At 70.7% G+C, this 17,934-nt stretch carries 14 protein-coding genes, 1 pseudogene and 1 riboswitch; of the genes and pseudogenes, 7 read left to right on the top strand and 8 right to left on the bottom strand.

Features of this window, described 5'->3' with window-relative positions; all coding sequences use genetic code 11:
- Positions 1-35: 35 nt before the first annotated feature.
- A pseudogene (locus RBJ77_RS33115) lies at positions 36-1,576 on the top strand (FAD-dependent oxidoreductase); the annotation flags it as partial.
- Positions 1,577-1,639: 63 nt separating this feature from the next.
- Positions 1,640-2,167, top strand: a complete 528-nt coding sequence (locus RBJ77_RS33110; protein ID WP_372348350.1) for a ferredoxin — start codon at positions 1,640-1,642, stop codon at positions 2,165-2,167.
- Positions 2,168-2,273: 106 nt separating this feature from the next.
- Here RBJ77_RS33110 and RBJ77_RS33105 read toward each other — a convergent pair whose 3' ends face one another.
- On the bottom strand, positions 2,274-2,870 hold the full coding sequence (locus RBJ77_RS33105) for a helix-turn-helix domain-containing protein (RefSeq protein WP_372348349.1): 597 nt from the start codon (positions 2,868-2,870) through the stop codon (positions 2,274-2,276).
- 20 nt (positions 2,871-2,890) lie between these two features.
- Between RBJ77_RS33105 and RBJ77_RS33100 the strand changes: the two genes are divergently transcribed.
- The 3 genes from RBJ77_RS33100 (at position 2,891) to RBJ77_RS33090 (ending at position 6,187) form a co-directional block, all read left to right on the top strand.
- Positions 2,891-4,207 carry an alpha/beta hydrolase family protein gene (locus tag RBJ77_RS33100; RefSeq protein WP_372348348.1) on the top strand — a complete coding sequence of 439 codons (1,317 nt, stop codon included), beginning with the start codon at positions 2,891-2,893 and terminating at the stop codon, positions 4,205-4,207.
- 182 nt (positions 4,208-4,389) lie between these two features.
- A complete protein-coding gene (locus RBJ77_RS33095) occupies positions 4,390-5,781 on the top strand; it encodes a hypothetical protein (RefSeq protein WP_372348347.1) in 1,392 nt (463 codons plus the stop codon).
- Between the two features lie 151 nt (positions 5,782-5,932).
- Positions 5,933-6,187 carry a type B 50S ribosomal protein L31 gene (locus RBJ77_RS33090; protein ID WP_372348346.1) on the top strand — a complete coding sequence of 85 codons (255 nt, stop codon included), beginning with the start codon at positions 5,933-5,935 and terminating at the stop codon, positions 6,185-6,187.
- A gap of 124 nt (positions 6,188-6,311) precedes the next feature.
- On the opposite strand, the gene RBJ77_RS33085 is transcribed toward RBJ77_RS33090, so the two are convergent.
- Both RBJ77_RS33085 and RBJ77_RS33080 read right to left on the bottom strand, forming a co-directional pair.
- Positions 6,312-7,787 (bottom strand): amino acid permease, encoded by a 1,476-nt coding sequence (locus RBJ77_RS33085; RefSeq protein WP_372348345.1) that lies wholly within the window; start codon positions 7,785-7,787, stop codon positions 6,312-6,314.
- A complete protein-coding gene (locus RBJ77_RS33080) occupies positions 7,787-8,626 on the bottom strand; it encodes a gamma-glutamyl-gamma-aminobutyrate hydrolase family protein (protein WP_372348344.1) in 840 nt (279 codons plus the stop codon). Before RBJ77_RS33080 ends, RBJ77_RS33085 begins: the two co-directional genes overlap by 1 nt.
- A gap of 58 nt (positions 8,627-8,684) precedes the next feature.
- On the opposite strand from RBJ77_RS33080, the gene RBJ77_RS33075 reads away from it, so the two are divergent.
- A complete protein-coding gene (locus RBJ77_RS33075; RefSeq protein ID WP_372348343.1) occupies positions 8,685-9,404 on the top strand; it encodes a FadR/GntR family transcriptional regulator in 720 nt (239 codons plus the stop codon).
- 563 nt (positions 9,405-9,967) lie between these two features.
- Positions 9,968-10,693, top strand: a complete 726-nt coding sequence (locus RBJ77_RS33070) for a hypothetical protein (RefSeq protein ID WP_372348342.1) — start codon at positions 9,968-9,970, stop codon at positions 10,691-10,693.
- A gap of 67 nt (positions 10,694-10,760) precedes the next feature.
- Here the strand turns inward: RBJ77_RS33070 and RBJ77_RS33065 are convergent, their stop codons facing one another.
- From RBJ77_RS33065 to RBJ77_RS33045, 5 genes are all read right to left on the bottom strand, one after another.
- Positions 10,761-11,702, bottom strand: coding sequence for a DUF4232 domain-containing protein (locus RBJ77_RS33065; protein ID WP_372348341.1), 942 nt, complete (start codon positions 11,700-11,702; stop codon positions 10,761-10,763).
- 497 nt (positions 11,703-12,199) lie between these two features.
- Entirely contained in the window at positions 12,200-13,222 is a 1,023-nt protein-coding gene (locus RBJ77_RS33060; protein ID WP_372348340.1) for an LD-carboxypeptidase, read from the bottom strand.
- A 326-nt stretch (positions 13,223-13,548) separates the two neighbouring features.
- Complete coding sequence (locus tag RBJ77_RS33055) at positions 13,549-14,886, bottom strand: hypothetical protein (RefSeq protein ID WP_372348339.1); 1,338 nt, start codon at positions 14,884-14,886, stop codon at positions 13,549-13,551.
- 146 nt (positions 14,887-15,032) lie between these two features.
- Entirely contained in the window at positions 15,033-16,469 is a 1,437-nt protein-coding gene (locus tag RBJ77_RS33050; protein WP_372348338.1) for a cytosine permease, read from the bottom strand.
- Positions 16,452-16,552: riboswitch (TPP riboswitch) on the bottom strand. It overlaps the preceding gene by 18 nt.
- Before the next feature lie 172 nt (positions 16,553-16,724).
- Positions 16,725-17,033: a hypothetical protein gene (locus tag RBJ77_RS33045; RefSeq protein WP_255981080.1), complete on the bottom strand. Its 309-nt coding sequence runs from the start codon at positions 17,031-17,033 to the stop codon at positions 16,725-16,727.
- Positions 17,034-17,934 lie beyond the last annotated feature (901 nt).

Below are 17,934 nucleotides of genomic sequence, written 5' to 3'. Positions count from 1 at the left end.
CTCCTGGCAGATGCTTCGGAAAGGCGTTCCTCACGCATGACGCAGTTGTCGCGGGCGGCGGCCCGGTCGGTCTTTCCTGGCCACGGAGCTCGCTCTGGGCGCGTGTTCCGTCCTGGTCCTGGAGCAGGACGAGGAGATCACCTCATGGTGGAAGGAACTCCCGCTCGGTCTGCGGGGACTGAGCGCCGGATCGGCCGAGGTGCTCCACCGCCGCGGGCTGCTCGACGCGTTGATCGACGCCTCGCACGCCGATCCCGCGAAGGTCGGGGCGCCTGCCGATGCCGTCAAGGCACCAGCCCCCCGCGACGTGAGTCACTTCGCGGGCATGAGCCTGGACGCGGCCTGCATCGACGTGACCGCGCTCTCCTTCCGACTGCCCAGCCCGGCGATGGAGGGCTTCATGACCAGCCTCGCGGCCGTCACCTCGGTCCTCAACGAGCGGGCCGTCGCGCTCGGCGTGGACGTCCGGCGAGGCGCACCCGTCACCGCCGTCACGCAGGACGACCGGTGCGTCACCGTCACCGCCGGCGGACAGGAACACCGGGCGCGCTACCTGGTGGGCTGCGACGGCGGGCGCAGCACGGTGCGAGGCCTCGCGGGCTTCGACTTCGTGGGCACCGAGCCGCTGTTCACCGGCTACGTCGCGCAGGTCACCTTCGCCGACCCCGGCCCCGACAGGCTCCGGCTCGGCTTCAATCTCACGCCGAACGGCATGTATCTGCGCACGCCCTTCGAGGGGCACCTGGGCATGATGGACTTCGACGGCGGCGCCTTCGACCGGTCGAAGCCGCTGACCCGCGAGCACCTCCAGGACGTCCTGCACCGCTTCACGTCAACTGACGTGGAATTGCAGGACGTTCGGCTTGCGTCCAGTTTCACCGACCGTGCGATGCAGGTGACGACGTACCGCAACGGGCGGGTCCTGCTGGCCGGGGACGCCGCGCACATTCACTCCCCGCTCGGCGGTCAGGGCCTCAACCTCGGCATCGGTGACGCCGCCAACCTCGGCTGGAAGCTCGCCTCGACGGTGCGGGGCACCGCGCCCGAGCGCCTGCTCGACACCTACACCAGTGAACGGCACCCCGTCGGCGCCGCCGTACTGGACTGGTCGCGCGCCCAGGTGGCGACCATGAAGCCGGGCCCCAATGCTTCCGCGCTGCGGCAGTTGGTCCACCAGTTGCTGAGCACCAAGGACGGCACGACCTTCGCCTACCGGCAGACGACAGGGTTGTTCAACCGCTACGACCTGGACAGCGCACACGCGCTCGTCGGCACCTCCGCCCCCGACTTCCGCTTCGAGGACGGCACCCGCCTCGGCGAACTGCTCCGCCAGGGCCGGGGGGGCGTGCTCCTGGACTTCCGCGGCGACTCAGCGCTGCGGCGTGCGGCCAAGGGCTGGCAGAGCCGCGACCGCATCCTGTACGCGACCGGGCAGGCCCGTGACGACCTCGGCCTCGGCGCCGTTCTCGTACGCCCGGACGGAGTTGTGGCCTGGGCCGCCGGAGAGGACCTGAACCGGGACCTCGACATGTTCGAGGAGGCCGCCACGAAGTGGTTCGGCGTCTCACCGAACTAGGCGTCTCACCGAACTAGGGCCGTCTGTCCGGTGAATCGTTCGGCACCTGGCTAACCTTCCGCCGTGGACCTCTACTTCGATCCGGTGCCCGGGCTCGACGATGCGCGCGGAGCCTTCTTGGGACAGTGGTCGGACCGGAAGTGGCTCAACGTGCCCGGACCGTTCTACGGGGCCGACACCGACAACTGCGGGACGGGCCGTATCCACGCCCCGGAGCTCGTGCTCTACGAGGCCGACCACTTCACCGAGTACGTGTACCGGCAGCCCCGCACGCCGGAGGAGCTTCAGCGGCTGGTCGATGCAGCGGAGGCCGAGGCGTTCTCCGGCTACGGCTGTGACGGCGACACCCGATGGACGCCGGCAGCGGTCCGCGAGTGGTGGCACGACCGGGGACGGATCAGGGAGTACCTGGCGCATCGGCGCGCCGACTGGGAGGCCGACGACGCGAAGTCCGGGCAAGGTGTGGCCGCCGCGGCCGTGAACTATGCCGCCTACCTCGACGGCCAGCTGGCGTCGCACCTCCGCGTCTATCTCTTCTGGCTTGAGGAGCGACGCACTCCCACAGGTGCGGACCGACTGCCGCAACTCTGACGACAAGCCTTCCTTGTGCCTACGGTGGCGTGCTGGTGGCTGGTGGACCCGGCACGTGGTGGAGTCGACGCCGGCCGGGCCCCGGTCCGGGCGATCCTCCGGCCGGTCAGGTGTCCGTCTCCTGCTCGCCTTCCGTCGTCGGTCGTTCAGGGATCGGCTGAGGGCCTTCCACCGGGAAGTGGATGGGGCTGAGCAGGTACTGGGTGCGCTCGGGACTCGGCTCGTTGGCGAGTTTCGGCGCAATGGCCGCGCGCAGTCCGCCGATCAGCTCCTCCAGCTCGGCGGGGCTGAGCCAGAGTGCGTGCTGGCGGTATCCCACCTGGTCGGCCACGGGATCGGCGCCGTCCCGGTCGAGATAGGCGCTGAACTCGGCCAGCAGCGCGGTCATCGCGGTGGCGAAGGCCCGCCGGTGATCCTCGGGAGTGAGGGTGCGGGCCACGTCGGGGCCGATCACGGCCCGGTCCTGCCGCAGCCGGTAGTGCCGTTGCACCGCGCCGCGCACCCTGCGCTCTTCGGCCACCTCAAGGATCCCGGCGTCCGCCAGCAGATCGATGTGCCGGTAGACGGTGGCCTTGGAGGCTTCTGGGATGCGTGCACACAGCTGAGACGTCGTCAGCAGCCTTCCACCGCCCATCGCGTGCACGATCCGCAATCGGATGGGGTGAGCGAGCAGGTCCAGGAAGTCCATGCTCAACCTTCTCACGACTGCTACCTTTCTCAAGTATGAGAATGAATAAGGGCGGGGCGCTGGAGACGGCACGACGCTTCGCCGCGCTGCTGCAGGCAGAGCGGTTCGGCGAAGCCGTGGAACTGTTCGCTCCCCCGTTGCGGGCCGCGGTCTCCGCCGAGCAACTACGGCTCGCATGGACCGCCGAGGCTGGCGGGCACGGTGGCATCACGACGGTCGAAGAGCCGGTGGCCGAGGCCGGCGAGACCGACCCCGTGCGCGTGCGTATACCGGTGGCCTGCTCCGACGGCGGATTCATCGTGGTCACGTCCGTAGGTGACGACGGCCTGTTGCAGGGATTGCGACTCGACGCGCACGGCGGCGCCGAGTGGCAACGACCGCACTACGCAGACCTCGACCGGTTCACTGAGCGGACCGTCCTGCTCGACGCGAGCACCAGCCCCAGCACCGGCACCAGCCCCAGCCCCAGCCCCAGCCCCAGCCCCGGGGAAGTAGCAGTCCCCGGCACACTCACCCTTCCCGTGGGCTGCGGACCGTGGCCGGCCGTGGTGCTGCTCAGTGGTGGCGGTCCGTTCGACCGGGACGAGAGCAGCGGCCCGAACAAGCCGCTCAAGGACCTCGCGTGGGGGCTCGCCTCCCAGGGGGTGGCCGTGCTGCGCTTCGACAAGGTGACGTTCGCGCACCCGGACCGGCTCCCGTCGGACCACAATATGGCCGACGAGTACCTGCCCCATGCCCTCGCAGCGGTCCAACTGCTGCGACAGCAACCCGAGGTGGCCCCGGACCACATTCACCTGCTCGGCCACAGCATGGGCGGCAAGGTGGCACCCCGGATCGCCGCAGCCGACCCGTCGATCGCGGGTCTGGTGATGCTCGCCGCGGACACGCAGCCGATGCACGAGGCGGCCGTCCGGGTGGCTCGGTATCTCGCGGAGCTCGCTCCGGGCCCGAGCGCGGACGAGATGGTGTCGCTGCTGGTCAGCCAGGCTGCCGCGGTAGCGGACCCGGATCTCGGGCCCGACACTCCGTCAACACTGCTGCCGTTCGGGCTCTCCGCTCCTTACTGGCTCGACCTGCGCGCCTACGACCCCGTGGCCACGGCCGCCCGACTGCGCTGCCCGATGCTGATCCTTCAAGGCGGGCGGGACTACCAAGTGACCGTCGCCGACGATTTGGCGGCCTGGCAGCGCGCCTTGGGGGACCGTTCCCAGGTGACGATCAGCATCCACAAGGACGCCAACCACCTCTTCTTTTCGGGCAGCGGCCGGCCCACCCCGGCCGAGTACGCCCGACCAGGACATGTGGCCGCCGCAGTGGTGGACGAGATCGCGGCCTGGCTGGCTCGACGGTAGAGCCGACAGCCCCTTCCAGGGGCGGCGGGGACGCGGTAGCCGCACGACTGCCGAGGGGACCGGATCCGGCCGCACCCTCCTCAGTGGCAGAACGAACGGACGTGCGGCCGTCCTCGTGACATCTCCGCGTGTCCGGATCACGGGCGGCCGTCGACAATAAAGAAGCTGATAGCACATGCCGCATGCCTGAACATGCTGTTCTGCCCACGAGCAGACGTCAGAGACGAACGCGCGCCTTCCTCGCCTTCGCCGCCGCACTGTCCATCGGCAGCATCAACTGCCTGCCCGCGGCCGCCGCTGACGTCACGGTCGTCAATCCGGGGGACCTCGGCCCGTCCGGACCGTGGTTCAGGCTCCAGGACGACCCTGGGAACGCCGGAATCCCCAACGGCACCCAGGAAGTCGCCCCGTTCGCCGATGCGCAGTGGCTCGACGGGAGTCTGCACCTCGGGATCGGGGGCGGCGAGACCTCGCAGGCCGCCCACCCGTTCCCCGCCCCGGTCACCCTCACCTCGCTCCTGGCCTCGGGCATCTCCTACTCGGCGTACCAGGACTCGGCCGGATCCACCGCCGGGAACACCAGCGCCAACCTCCAGTTCCCCATGATCTGCGGCGGGACGTTCACCACGCTCAGCTTCGAACCCGGCCGCAACACCGACACCGCGGGCAGGACCGGCGTCGTCCCGGACACCTGGCAGGCCTACGCCCCGGACGGAACGTCCTCGTGGCGGACGTCGCGGGCCGTGGCCGGCTTCCCCGCCCAGGGAGACGCCACGCTCGCGGCCTTCGCCGCCGCCTGCACCGACCCCGGGGACGGCGCCCTCGGCGTCATCGCCCGCGTGGGCCGACTGGGCTCGGACACCGCCACGCTCGACACCTACGTGGACGGCATCACGGTGGCCGGCACCACCTACAACTTCGCCGTCGAAGGACGGGCCACGGCAGCGGTGAAGGTCGCCGACCGGGTCACCGCGGGCGGCCCGCCGGTCAACGGCTCGGTGACGTACACGAACCCGGCCGACGGCCCCGCCTACCCGGACACCGGCACGGCCCTCACGCTCAAGGGCCCCGCCGGGCTCCGCGCCGACCAGGTGACGCTGACCGTGGCAGGGCGGCGGATCCCCCTGACCGCCGGCCCCGGCGGAACCCTCGTGGGCGCGCTGCCCAAGAGCACGGTCCTGAACCCCTCCGGCACCTCGACCACCGCCTTCACCCTCGCCGTCGCCGACGGAGCGCCGACCGGGCCGCTGTCCGTCAGCGCCGAGCTGACGGCCGAGGCGAACGGAGGCAGCCGCAAGCCGGTCGGCGTCGAGAACGCCGCCTCCCTGCGCATCGAAGCGCTGCCCAGCCCCTCCCCCAGCCCGTCCACGACTCCGCCCACCCCCACGCCGACCAAGAGCGAGTCCCCGGCCCCGACGGCACCCGCCCCGGCTCCGCCCGCCCCCAGCCCGACCGGCCCGGCCCTCGCCGACACGGGAGCGGGTGCGCACAAGCGGTGGCTGGGCATCGGAGCCGTGTCGCTGGTCGCTCTCGGTTCGGCGATCTTCTTCTTGGCACGGCGCCGAGCGAACTGACCGCACCGCCTGGCACGGCGCCCCGCCACACTCGTCCGGACGAACGCGTGGCAGGGCGCCGTGACCAGCGTGCGCTCAGCGACAGGTCCTCGCATGGCGTACGCCCAGCCGGTGCACGACGATGGGCACAGTCCGAAGCGAAGGAGTTGGCATGGCTGTGGAGAATCCCGACTACCGGGCCGTGGTCTTCCGGGACAAGACCGCCGGATACGCCTTCCTGACCCGGTCCACGGCGCGGAGCGACGAGACGATCGAATGGGACGACGGCGCCACCTACCCCGTCGTCGACGTGGAGATCTCCTCCGAGAGCCATCCCTTCTACACCGGGAAGGCACGCACCGTGGACACCGAGGGGCGGGTCGCCGCGTTCGAGCGCCGCTACGGCAAGGACGAGGACAAGGGCTGACCCCGGCTTTCGTCCGCCGGGCTCGGCTCGCGCACGGCTCCGGGGGCGTGCAGCGCGGCGAGTTCGTCGCTGCGCTTGCCGTCCCGGAACATGCGGTGGGGAGTTCCCTTCCGGCGAGCCCGGTTCAGGAGCAGTGGGGCTCGCGATCGGCGCCGAGCTCTACGGGCCGCTTTCGCTGCATCCACAGGCCCACGAGAGCGGTGGCCACGGTGAAGCCAAGGGCCAGCACGGCGTCCTCGCGCGCGTCCGGCAGCGAGATCATCACCGCGTACAGCGAGACGAGCGCGATCAGCGTCGCCCAGGTGAGCCAGGGGAACAGCCAGACCCCGGTCCCGGACGCGGGGCGGCGCCCTTCGGCACGGTCGCGGCGGCCGAGGACGAGATGGGACGCGGCGATGCCGATCCAGGTGATGTACACGGTGTCGCCGGTGATGTTCACCAGCCGGCTGAAGGCCGTGGTCGGGTGGACGACCTGGAGCAGCAGGCAGAGCACCGCGACCGAGACGGTCAGCAGGATCGCCGTGTACGGCACGCCGCGACGGGAGACGCGAGCCAGGAAAGCCGGGGCGTCGTGGTCCCGGGCGAGCGCGAAGAGCATCCGGGAGCTGGCGTAGAGCTGCGAGTTCATCGTGGAGAGGAGCGCCGCGAAGAGCACGATGCTCAGGACGGTGGACGCGCCGCTCAGGCCGAGGTGGCTGAGCGTGGCGGCGAACGGGCTCTCCCCGACAGCGGTGCTGTTCCAGGGCAGGAGCAGGACGATCACGGCCAGCGAGCCGAGGTAGAAGACGGAGACCCGGACCAGGATCGTGCGCGTGCTGGTGCGGATGGCGGCAGCGGCGTCCTGCGCCTCCCCCGCGGCGATGGTCACGATCTCGGTGCCGGAGAACGAGAACATGGCGCCCGAGATGGCGATGACGACACCGCTGAGCCCCATGGGCAGGAAACCGCCGTGGTCGACGAGGTTCCCGACGCCGGGTGCGGGTGTGCCGGGCAGCAGGCCGGCGACGGCGACGATGCCGACCGCGATGAACGCGGCGATCACCGCGACCTTGATCCAGACGACCCAGAACTCCATCTCGCCGTAGGCGCGTACGGAGGTGAGGTTGACCGCGCTCACGAGGGCCACCACGGTGAGCGCGGTGAGCCAGACCGGCAGGGCGGGCAGCCAGCCGTGCACGATCTGCGCGAGCGCGATGGACTCCACGCACAGCCCGAGGGGCCAGCCCACCCAGTAGAGCCAGCCGCTCGCGAACCCGGCCCAGCGGCCGAAGGCCAGTCGGCCGTACACGGCGAAGGCTCCGGTGTCCGGGCGCCGCATGGACATCTCGGCCAGCATGCGCATGATCAGGATGACGATGGCGGCCGTGACGGCGTAGGCGATCAGGATGCCGGGGCCCGCCTGCTGAATGCTGACGCCCGAGCCGACGAAGAGTCCCGCGCCGACCGCACCACCGATGCTGATCATGGTGATGTGGCGGCTGCGCAGGCTCTGCGCCAGGGCCGTTGCGCCGCCACCCGCAGGGGTGTCGGCCGCCGAGACCTCCTGGCCCCCCGAGTCGCTCGCGTCCAGAGGGCGTGTTGCTGTCTCGTTCGCCTTCATCAGGACGTGGCCCCTGCCTGTGCCTCGGGGCGCACCTGCTCGAGGAGCGCGCGGAACAGCGGCAGTCGCAGCTCTGCGCTGGGGACGAACGCCTCGGGGTGCCACTGGACTCCGAGCGTCCACGCGCCGACCTGCGCGGGCTCGGCTCCCTCGAAAGAATCGGCTCCCTCGAAGAAGTCGGCTGCCTCGAAGAAGTCGCAGGGCTCGATGGCTTCTACGCATCCGTCCTCGGCGCGGGCCGACACCCGCAGGCCGTCGCCCACGCGGTCCACGGCCTGGTGGTGACCGGACGACACGGGTATCCGGTCACGGCCGAACACCCGGGCTGCCGCGCTGCCGGCGGACAGCTCGACGTCGTGGACGGCCCACCCCTCGCCGTTCTCCGGGTCGTGGGCCACAGAGGTCTTGGGCAGGTCGGGGTGGAGCGTGCCGCCGCGGATGATGTTCAGGAGTTGCATGCCGCGGCAGATGCCGAGGAACGGCCTCCGGTTCTCGAGGGCGTACCGGATGACGGCCGTGTCGAGGCGGTCCTGGGCGGGATTGACGTCGTACAGCGCAGGGTGCTGCGGATCGGCCCCGTACAGAGTCGGGTCGACGTCCCCGCCACCGGGCACCACGAAGCCGCGGCAGTCGGCGAGCTGTTCGTCGAGCGGGTTTCCGTCAGCGGACGGGCGGAGCAGGACGGGCTGGGCGCCCGCGGACCGGATCAGGTCGACGACGTCGTCGAAGATGCGATTCGCCTCGACGACGCGCTGGTCGGCGCCCGGCGCGTCCCCGTCACTGAGGCGCACGGGTATCCCGATGAGGGGTGCCGGTGCCGTGGGCTCAGTCGTGCTCATAGGCTCTCCTGCTGATCGCGACTTGCGGTGGAAGTGCGAAATCTAGAGGATAGGTTTCATGGACGACAAGGGCTGGGCACAACACATTGCGCCGGTGCGCTCGGCGGGCGCCGCGGAGGCCATCGCGCGGCGCCTCAACGAGCTCATCGGCGCGCGGATCCTGGTGGGAGGTGATCGCTTCCCTCCGGAGAAGGCCCTTGCCGAGATGTTCGGGGTCGCCGTGATGACCATGCGGCACGCGATGGCGGTCCTCCGGGAGGACGGGCTGATCGAGACCCGCCGCGGGCATCGCGCCGGCACCTTCGTGGTCCCCGAAGTCCTCAGCCGGATCCGGGAGTTGACCGCGCTCCACCCGTACACCCAGGCCGACATCGAGGAACTGACGGCCTGGCGGATCGCCGTGTCGGGAGAGGCATCCGCCCGCGCCGCACGCCACGCCTCGGAGGCGGGCCTCGCCAGACTGCGCGAACTGGAGACCGCCACGGACCAGGCGGTCGCCGACGCGGAGGCCTATCGCACCCTGGACGCCGGACTGCACCTCCACATCGCCGAACTCTCCGGCTCCCGGCGGCTGTTGGAGGCCGAGCAGGGCATCCAGGACGAGCTGACCCGGCTCCTCGCGGACCATCCCGGCGGGGTGGAGTCGCGCCGGATGCCGGACCAGCAGCATCGCGCGCTCGTCACGGCGATCGAGCACAGCGATCCGGCGAAGGCGCGCGAGCAGTTCACGATCCACGCGGAGGCCACGGCGGACCTGTTCCTACCGTTCGTCCAGTAGGCCGCGGGCAGGGTGGTGCCGGCGGCGCGCCGATTCGGGCATGGCATGGCCTGTCGGGAGCGTTGCGGCTGACGGCTACCGGCGCACGGGCGGCGGAAGAGTGCGCGCGGACTCCCGGAGCCAACTTGTCGGCCGAGGCCACCCATGGCGATCCATGCGACCCTCAACTCCCGCGCGCCGGACGTTCGTCGCCATCTCACAGAACCGCAAGTGCTGTGGCGTGGAAGAACGGAAGATGGCGCAGACCCCCTTGGAGCGCGAAGCGCAACAAGCGGACTGAGCCGCGCAGTTTCCCTCGCATGCCACCCCGTGGTCGGGGTACCCGCGCTACAGAGCCCCGCCGTGCATCCCCCGTCGCGGCGGGGCTCTCCCCAGGCCAGCCATCGGAGACGTGGCCCTTACGCAGGGACCCGACCTCGGTGCGACGCGTAAACCGCCGCGCCTTCATCCCGGCGGGGCACGAATGCTCCGTAACCGACGCTGAAGCGGCTGCTTGCGGAGCATCGCGGTGGGAGCCCCGGGGGCGGCTTGATGGCCGCGCCCTGCCTCGGGATACTGGGCAAGTGGGCACTGAACCGCCAGACCGGTCGACCTTCAGCGACGTCATCGGCCCATGGGCAGACGCCGCTGATGAGCGCACCCATATCGCCAATGAACGCGACACCGCCGCCACCGAACGCGAAACCATCGCCGACGAGCGGGAGGCCATCGCCGACGAGCGGGAGGCCATCGCCGACGAGCGGGAGGCCATCGCCGACGAACGCGAACGGGACCTGAACGCCCGCGAAACGGAAGCGGACCGGCAGAGTCGGCAACGCGGTGAAGCAACACCCAGCTTCCTGCAGCGCTCCCAGGAAGCGAGCGCCAGGGCTCGCCTGCTGCTCGCATCCAGCGAGGCCCGGCTGGCACGCGCTGACGCGAACTTGGCCCGCGCGGAGATCCTCGACGCACGCGAGAAGTGGGCCACGCAGCAAGAGCTCGCCATCTCCGCCCAGTTGCTCGGCACCGCGGAACCGTCACGGCAGGACAATCTCGAGATCTTCGTACAGCAACTCCATACGCGCTATCTCACCGCCGCGGCCAAGCTCGCCGACGCCCACGACATGGTGGCCCAACATCACGAACGTCTGGCCGAGAGCGAGACGTCCACTGCGGAGGACCACCGCCGCCTTGCCCGCCAGGCCCGGAAAGCAGCACTCCACATCCGCACAGCCGCCCACCAAGCCACCTTTGCGGAGGATGCCGACCGGCCCGCCGAGCCCCCGCCGAATGCCGGCCACACGCCGTGAGGAGACGGCGCACTCTGGGGCTCCGGCCTCTTGCGTTCTTGCGGTGACCGGTCCAAGCGGAGGCGCATCAAGCGCCGTACTCGTGGATGTCCTCGACCTCGACAAGGTCGTCACAGGCGTTGACGGTGGCCCTGCCGCCCTGCGGCCCCTCCGCGGCGACCGTCGCACCGGCGCCCTCGCCGACCGCCACGGTGACGGTATTGGCCTCCATGCCGCAGGTGTAGCGGCCGGAAGGGGAACCCTCCCAGTTGACGTCGTTGTAGCGGAGCTCGGAGACCGCTGCCTTGCCCGGATGGAGAGGGAAAGCGGCGCCGGGCTCGCCGTCCAGCGGCTTGGCGGTGATCGGGTCGCGGCGACCGGCCTGGTCGGCGAGGGACACCGTGGGGAAGCCGCTGATGAGACAGGTCCGGGAGCTCCTGTTGGTCATGAACAGCTGGGCCGTCTTGTGGGCGGTCTTCGATGTGGCGTGCTCGCCACTGACCACCAGCCGCAGACCCAGATCGGCGGTACCGCAGTCGGAGACCGGCGTACCCACGCCCTTCTCGCCGTCGCCGACCCCGGAACCCGAGCCGGAACTGCCGTCCTCCGTACCGCCCTTGGTGGGTGACGGCAATGCGGCCGCCGCCGAGCCCGAGGGCTTGGCACCGGCATGATTGCCGGAACCGGCTCCTGAGCCGGAGCCTCCCGAGGCATGCGCGTCCGATTCGTCACCGTTGCAGGCACTCAATGTCAGGCTGAGCGCGGCGACAGCGGCAAGGACGGAGCCACGACGGACTGCGGCAAGGCGCATGAAGGATTCCCCCGGAGACGGAACGGATGATGGGGACGGGCCCGCACTGCTGCGGGGCCTGTGATCACCAAGATGTCGCAGGGTATCCCGCGCCTCCTCGTGTCGGACCTGAGCAGCAAGGTGACCAAGCAGACTGCGTCGCTTTGCGGGACCGAGCATCAGTTCGCCGCTCTCAGTGGTCACGGAGACGGAGACGGTTCCGAGGATCCGGAACTCCACGTCGTACTCCCCCTGACCCGGCAGCAGGTCAGCGACCGCCCAGGACGCGGGAGAGCAGTACGTCCTCCAGCCCGCGCAACGGGAACGAGGGGTCCTCCGCCGCGAGAACGAGGCCGCCTCTGATGCCGGCCATCAACAGGGCCGACCGGACCAGGGCCCGCAGGCGATCCGCAGGCTCGGCGTCAGCCAGCTCCGCCAACGCGTCGCGTGTGCGCTCCCGCCGTCGGTCGGCCACGTCCGGCGACCTGGCGCAGCGTGGTGGCGCGGTAGCCCTGCTCGGCCATCTGAAGTACCGCGGCACGACGAATGCGCTGCTTCGTGGCGTCCCGCACTGCGGCGGCGGCCTCGGGGGTGCGCGGCACGCGAAGCCCTTCCTGGGCGACGGCAGCGGAAGGTGCGCGATCCACGTGCCGTCGCCATTTCCATTGAACGGTAGTGCACTCTAAACGTGCCGACGACACCGTGCCTCCGGCACCGGCACCGGCACCGCACGTCGCTCAGTCGACCGGCCCCGTCAACGCATGCGACCGCACCGCCGGCTCGAGCACCGACAGCGCCCGCCCCTGTGCATCGAGGGCGACGCGGATGCCGACCGGCATCGGGAGGTTCGGACCGGCATGACCGAACTCGACGTTGCCCAGGACCGGGACGTCACGGTCACCGAGGACGTCGAGGACGATCTCGCGCAGGGTCGGAGACGCTCCGGACGAGCCGAGCCCGTCGATCGCCTCCGGGATGCCCACGACCATCCCGGAGATCCGGTCGAGAATGCCGCAGTGGCGCAGCACGTGCAGATAGCTCCACACGTACGACGCGTGGCCGCCCGTCTCCTCCCAGAACAGCACCGCTCCGTCGAACCACTCGAGCGGCAGCGCGTAGGGCGTCGCCTGCGCCAGCACGACACGGTTGATCACCCCGCCGAGCAAGCGCCCTTCAGCACGTCCAGGGCGCCAGCACTCCCACCCCGGGGTGGTCGGCAGCGCACCGATCGGTTCCGTACTGGTCAGCAACGTCGAGTAGAGGTGCGTGAGTTCCGCTCTGCGTGCTGCGGGCACGCGCTGCCAGTGCCCGCCGAATCCGGGGGTGGCCAGATCGGTGTGGAATCCGACCAGACCCGTGCGCGCGTAGAGCACCAGATGCAGCAGCGAGATGTCGCTGTAGCCGAGGATCGGCTTGGGATCGGCGGTGATCGCATCGAAGTCGATCAGGTCGAGGTAGCCGAGCGCTGTTTGGCCGCCGTCGTGCGCGATGATGGCGCGCACTTCGGGATCCCGCAGGAGACAGTTGAACTCTTCTGCGATCTCCGTCGGCCGCGCCGCGCTCCACCAACGGTGCCGGCCCGCTTCGAGGAGCGGTGCCCGGCGCACGCGGAATCCCATCCGCTCCAGCACGACCACCGCCCGTTCGAGGTCCGCCTCGTAGGCGGCGTGGAGCGGCCCGGACAGCGACGCGACGACGACGAGATCTCCGGGCCTCAGGGCACGAGGTCGCAGCAGCTGAGGCAGTGCGGTGCGGGTCACCGGGGCAGTATCCCGACGGTCGCCGTTGCACGCGACGCAATTACCGGCACCTGCCCACGAAGCCCCGGAACCCGCGCACGGCGCTCTCCGAGGCCACGCGTGCTCCCCTGAGCGCCGGGCCGTCCGCATCACGCCGCCCGCTCCATGTTCTGGTCACCAGCTCACAAGCTGCCGCCAGACGGTTCCGATCGTCGCGACGACTCCGAGAATCAGGCCTCTGCAATGTCGCCTCGCCGGGCGCCGACGGGCCGCAGGACGGGATCCGTAACCCAACGGCGTATGCCTGCCCGGGGCAGCCCGGGCAGGCGCGAAGCCGATCCGGCCGGTCAGGCCTGCGGGGCGGCGTTCACCACGACCTTCGCGGAGTTGTTCGTCGTCTCCGGGTCGAAGTCGAACGTCCCGAAGACCGGACGCACCACGACCGGGCCGGTGGTGTCCTGGACCACGCTGTCCACGCGCAACTGGAAGGCGAAGGCGCGCTCGGCGTTCTCCGACACCCAGTACGGCAGGTTGCAGTCGTAGCGCGGGGCACCGACCCGGTCCGGGTAGTAGCCGCCGGTCAGCGTGCGCGGGCGGCAGTCCGCGGGGGCGCCGGTGACGGTCGTGCCCTGCGGCACCCGGAACTCGACGACCGCGGCCGGGTCGCCTGAGCCCAGGTTGCCGAACCAGGCCGGGCCCTTGTTCTCGAAGCGCAGCTCCGCGGTGACGGTCTCGCCGGCCGCGCCCGTGACGTCCGCGCCTTGCACCGCGAAGTCCGCGGTGTTGGCGGCACGCACGGACTGCACCACGTAGTTGTCCTGGTCGTCGATGTCGCTGACGCCACCGGCCGGGGCCACGTCGAGGTCGAGGCGCTCGTTCAGCGCCTTGCCATTGACGTCGACCCGCAGCGGCTCGGGCAGTTGCACGCTCGCGCCCGGGGCGATCTCGTCGTCGAAGGTGCAGGTGGCGTGCGTCATCGGCGCGTCCTCGTCGCCACCGGCGTGCCGGTAGGCGCACTGCGGGTACGTGGTGGCGAAGTCGAGGCCGTAGGAAGCGCTCATGGTGACGGTGTAGCCGTGGGCCGTCTCGTTGCCCTCGTTGGTCACGGTGAACGGCACTGTCGTCGTGGAGCCGGGCTCCGCACCCGTGACCGGGTCCGGCTCGGCGAGCGCGAGGTCCGGCCCCGACGCCACGGTGACCGTGGTGGTGAATCCGTCCGGCGACTTCATGGTGCCGGACGGGGTGGTGGCGGTCGCCTTGTACGTGACCGTGCCCTGCGCGCCCTGCTGCGCGCCGGCGGCGGCGCGGATCCCCAGGTGCACGGCGTCGACGTTGGTCACCGGGATCACGCCGTCGATCGTGCACACCGCGACGGTGCCCTCGGGTGCGCAGTTCGCCGGCCAGACGACGTCCGCCACGCCGGCGAGCCCGGACACGTCGACCGTCAGCCGCCCGTCGGTGACCTTGACGTTGCTGTTGTCGTGGTAGAGCCCGAGGTCGAGCGAGCGGGCCGGGGGCTCACCGCCGTCCACGCCGAGCGGCACGTTCAACTCGTACGGGGACTGCACCCACAGCGTGTCCGAAGCCATCGCGGTCCCGGCGCCGAGGCCGACCACGAACAGGCCGGCGACGGCGGTTCCGCACGCGCCAAGCCGCACGGCGCGGCCGACGGAGGCTCTCTGCATTACATCCCCCAGGGGTGTCGGGGAGCCGGACGCTCCAACTCCTCGACCCTCAGACGATCTTGGAGGGGACAAGGTTGTACCGCCGTGGATCATCACCGGGACGCATGACGCACGGTGAGCCCATCTGCCGTGCCGGGCAGCCCAGTTCAGCTCCCGGCGGGACCGTCGTGCGACGTCCGCCGACGCAGCCGGAACGGTGCGTAGACCGCGAGTCCGACCAGGAACGCGACGTAGTAGCCGAGGTCCGCGCCGTGCAACGCCTCGGCGACCGGGCCGACGTACAGGCTCGTGTTCATGAACGGGACGGTGGCGGCGAAAGCGCAGAGGAACGCCAGGAGCGGGGGCAGAGCGGAGCGGGTCCTCGTGCGTTCGACGGAGAGATCCATGTCGGCGCCGCCCCGCTCGCGGCCCCGCGCCCACCAGTCGACGACCACTACTGCCACGAAACCGGGGATCCAGTAGCCCACGAACAGCAGCACGTTCTGGAAGCGGGCAGCCGTGTCGGCCGCATGCATCCACAGCACGAGGGGAAAGCCGAGGAGTGCGGCGAGGGCCGCGGCCAGGGGGCGCGGGATGCGGACGCCGACGGTCTGCAGGGCGAGCGAACCGCTGTAGTCGTTCATCGCGTTGCTGCACAGCGCGGCCAGAGCGACGGCGAGCAGGCCCACCGATCCGAGCACTCCCCCGCCGAGCACGGTGTCGACGCCGCGCGCGGTCTGGTCGGTGAAGATCGAGGCGCCCCACAGGCCGAGCGCCTGCACGCCCGTGAAGGACACGACGACGCCGAGCAGCGTGCACCAGAACATGCGGACCGGTGAGGTGGCGCGGGGCAGGTAGCGGCTGAAGTCGCTGGCGTACGGCGCCCAGGAAAGGGCCAGGCTCAGGGCGATCGTGCTGGTCAGAGCGAAGGCTCCGGCGCGGTCGGCGCCATGGACGGATCCGTGTGCCTCGGGCGTGACCCCGATGTGCGCGAGGCGGAGTGCCAGCGCGACGAAGGCGACCGCGAGGACGGCCGTCATCCACTGCTGAAGGCGGTGGATCACCTCGTAGCCGAACGCCCCGAGCAGTCCCTGAGCCGCCATCATGACCAGCGCCCCGAGCCAGAACGGCCATCCGCACAGCCGCGCGAGAGCGTCCCCGCCGAACAGGCCGATGAGCGCGTCCCAGGCGATCGACGACAGCCATTGCACGGTACCGGGCAGGACCACTCCCCCACCGAACGCGAGCCGTGCGAGGGGGAGTTGACCGGATCCGGTGCGGCTGCCCCAGGTGCCGAGGTACGCGGTCGGCACGGCGCCGACCAGCGTGCCGAGGACGACCGCTGCGAGCGCGGTGGCGAAGTCCAGGCCGAGCGCGATGCCGACGGTGCCGGTGAAGACGCCGCTCATGGTCAGGTTCGGCGCGAACCAGACGGTGAAGAGGCGTCCGGCGCCTCCGTAGCGGTGGGTTTCGGGTACGGGGGCGATGCCGTGCGCCTCGATCCGCAGGTCTCCTGGTGCCGCGGGCATCCGCCCGTCGAGTGCGGTCCGGGGCGCGGGTGTGGCCGGGTGCGTGGAAGCGTGCGGTATCGGCATCGCTGACATCCCTCCGCCAGTGCTAACTGGTTCAGGTTCTACGGGTGTGATCTCAGCCCCGGCGCTGTCGCGGGGCACCCCGTGTCGGGCAGTACGAACCAAGAGGGTAACCGGTACTACGGGCGCTGCCGCACGCGGGCCCTCGCCCGCCTCAGACCGCGCCTGCTGCTGCGCCTGCGAGCCGCCCCTCGCCCGCGCCTGCACCGCCGAGCCGCCCGTCGGCCTTCACGGGCCGACGGCTGGGGCCCGCACAGTCGGACGACCTCAGACGGCCATCCCGTAGACGATGGTGAACAGGGTGCCGAGGGAGCCGATGAGGAACACCCCGGTGATCCCGGCAATGATCAGCCCCTTGCCCTGCTCCGCGCTGAACGTGTCACGCAGGGCCGTCGCGCCGATCCGCTGCTTGGCGGCGCCCCAGATGGCGATGCCGAGGCACAGCAGGATCGCGACGGCCATGATGACCTGGATCATCGTCTTCGCCTCTGTGCCCAGCGTCCCGAAGGGACCCCAGTCGGGGGCGATGCCGCCGATGATCGTGGTGATGTCGCCCTTGTCCGCAGCGAGCAGCATGTCGAGTCCTCCGTGGGGGTGCGGTCTACGACGTCTGTCTGGATCACGTTCGGCCTGCCCGGCCAGCATCCCGTCAGCCTCACCGTACCCCTGGGCGACGGCACCATGGCAGACCGCGCCCCTCTGCTCCAACTCGGAACACGCACTGCCCAGTTCGGGCGGCGGGCGCAGCACTCTCTGCGGGGCGGGCCGTACGCACGGCCTCTGCGGCAGGGAGGTGGGCCCCGCGGCAACGGGGCCCACCCTCGAACGCCCTTGCCGTGTTGTGCCTGGACCAGCAGACGCGGCGGGGCGGGGCACCTTTAGGTGCCACCTCCAGTCTGCGGCCGCGAGCGACCCTCTGCGCAGCGTCCCGGATGAATCCGGATGAAGAATTCAACAATCCGGTCCGCCCCTGCCGCCGACCGGGCCGACCTGCGGCAACGCCCCCGCGCAGCATCTCGGCAGCGCATACCCGGCACATCGCGCAGAAGCCCGGCACCCCTGCAACTCCTTGGTGACCAACAGGGGTTGGCGGATGATGGCGACAGGCCGGGGTTCGTGTCGCGGCAACGACGCAACTCCGTGAAGACCTGGACCAGCAGATCGGAGCCTTCCCATCATGTACCTTCACCGCCGCCGCGCACCCTCTTCCAACCCGCCGCCGGAGACTCGCCGGGCACAGTGCGTGGGAAGCCGCCGGAGGTGGCCGCACACCACGATCGGGCCGTCACAGGTCGTCGTCATCGTGGTCGTGCTGAGCCTTGCCAGCCTCCTGACGCTGCTTGGTGTGCCCCCTGCCTCCGCGGTCGCTCTGCTCGCCGCTGCCGGCTTTGTCGCCCTCGACCTTGCAACGCCGGTGGCCTGGAGCCCGAGCAGTCCGCAACCGATTGCCCGTTGGGGAGCGTGACGGCCAGAGCCG

It is taken from the genome of Streptomyces sp. KL116D (assembly GCF_030766975.1).
In the GTDB taxonomy this organism is placed as follows: domain Bacteria; phylum Actinomycetota; class Actinomycetes; order Streptomycetales; family Streptomycetaceae; genus Streptomyces; species Streptomyces longispororuber_A.
Note: the sequence above shows the minus strand (reverse complement) of the source record. Positions and strands in the feature narration are given on the sequence as shown.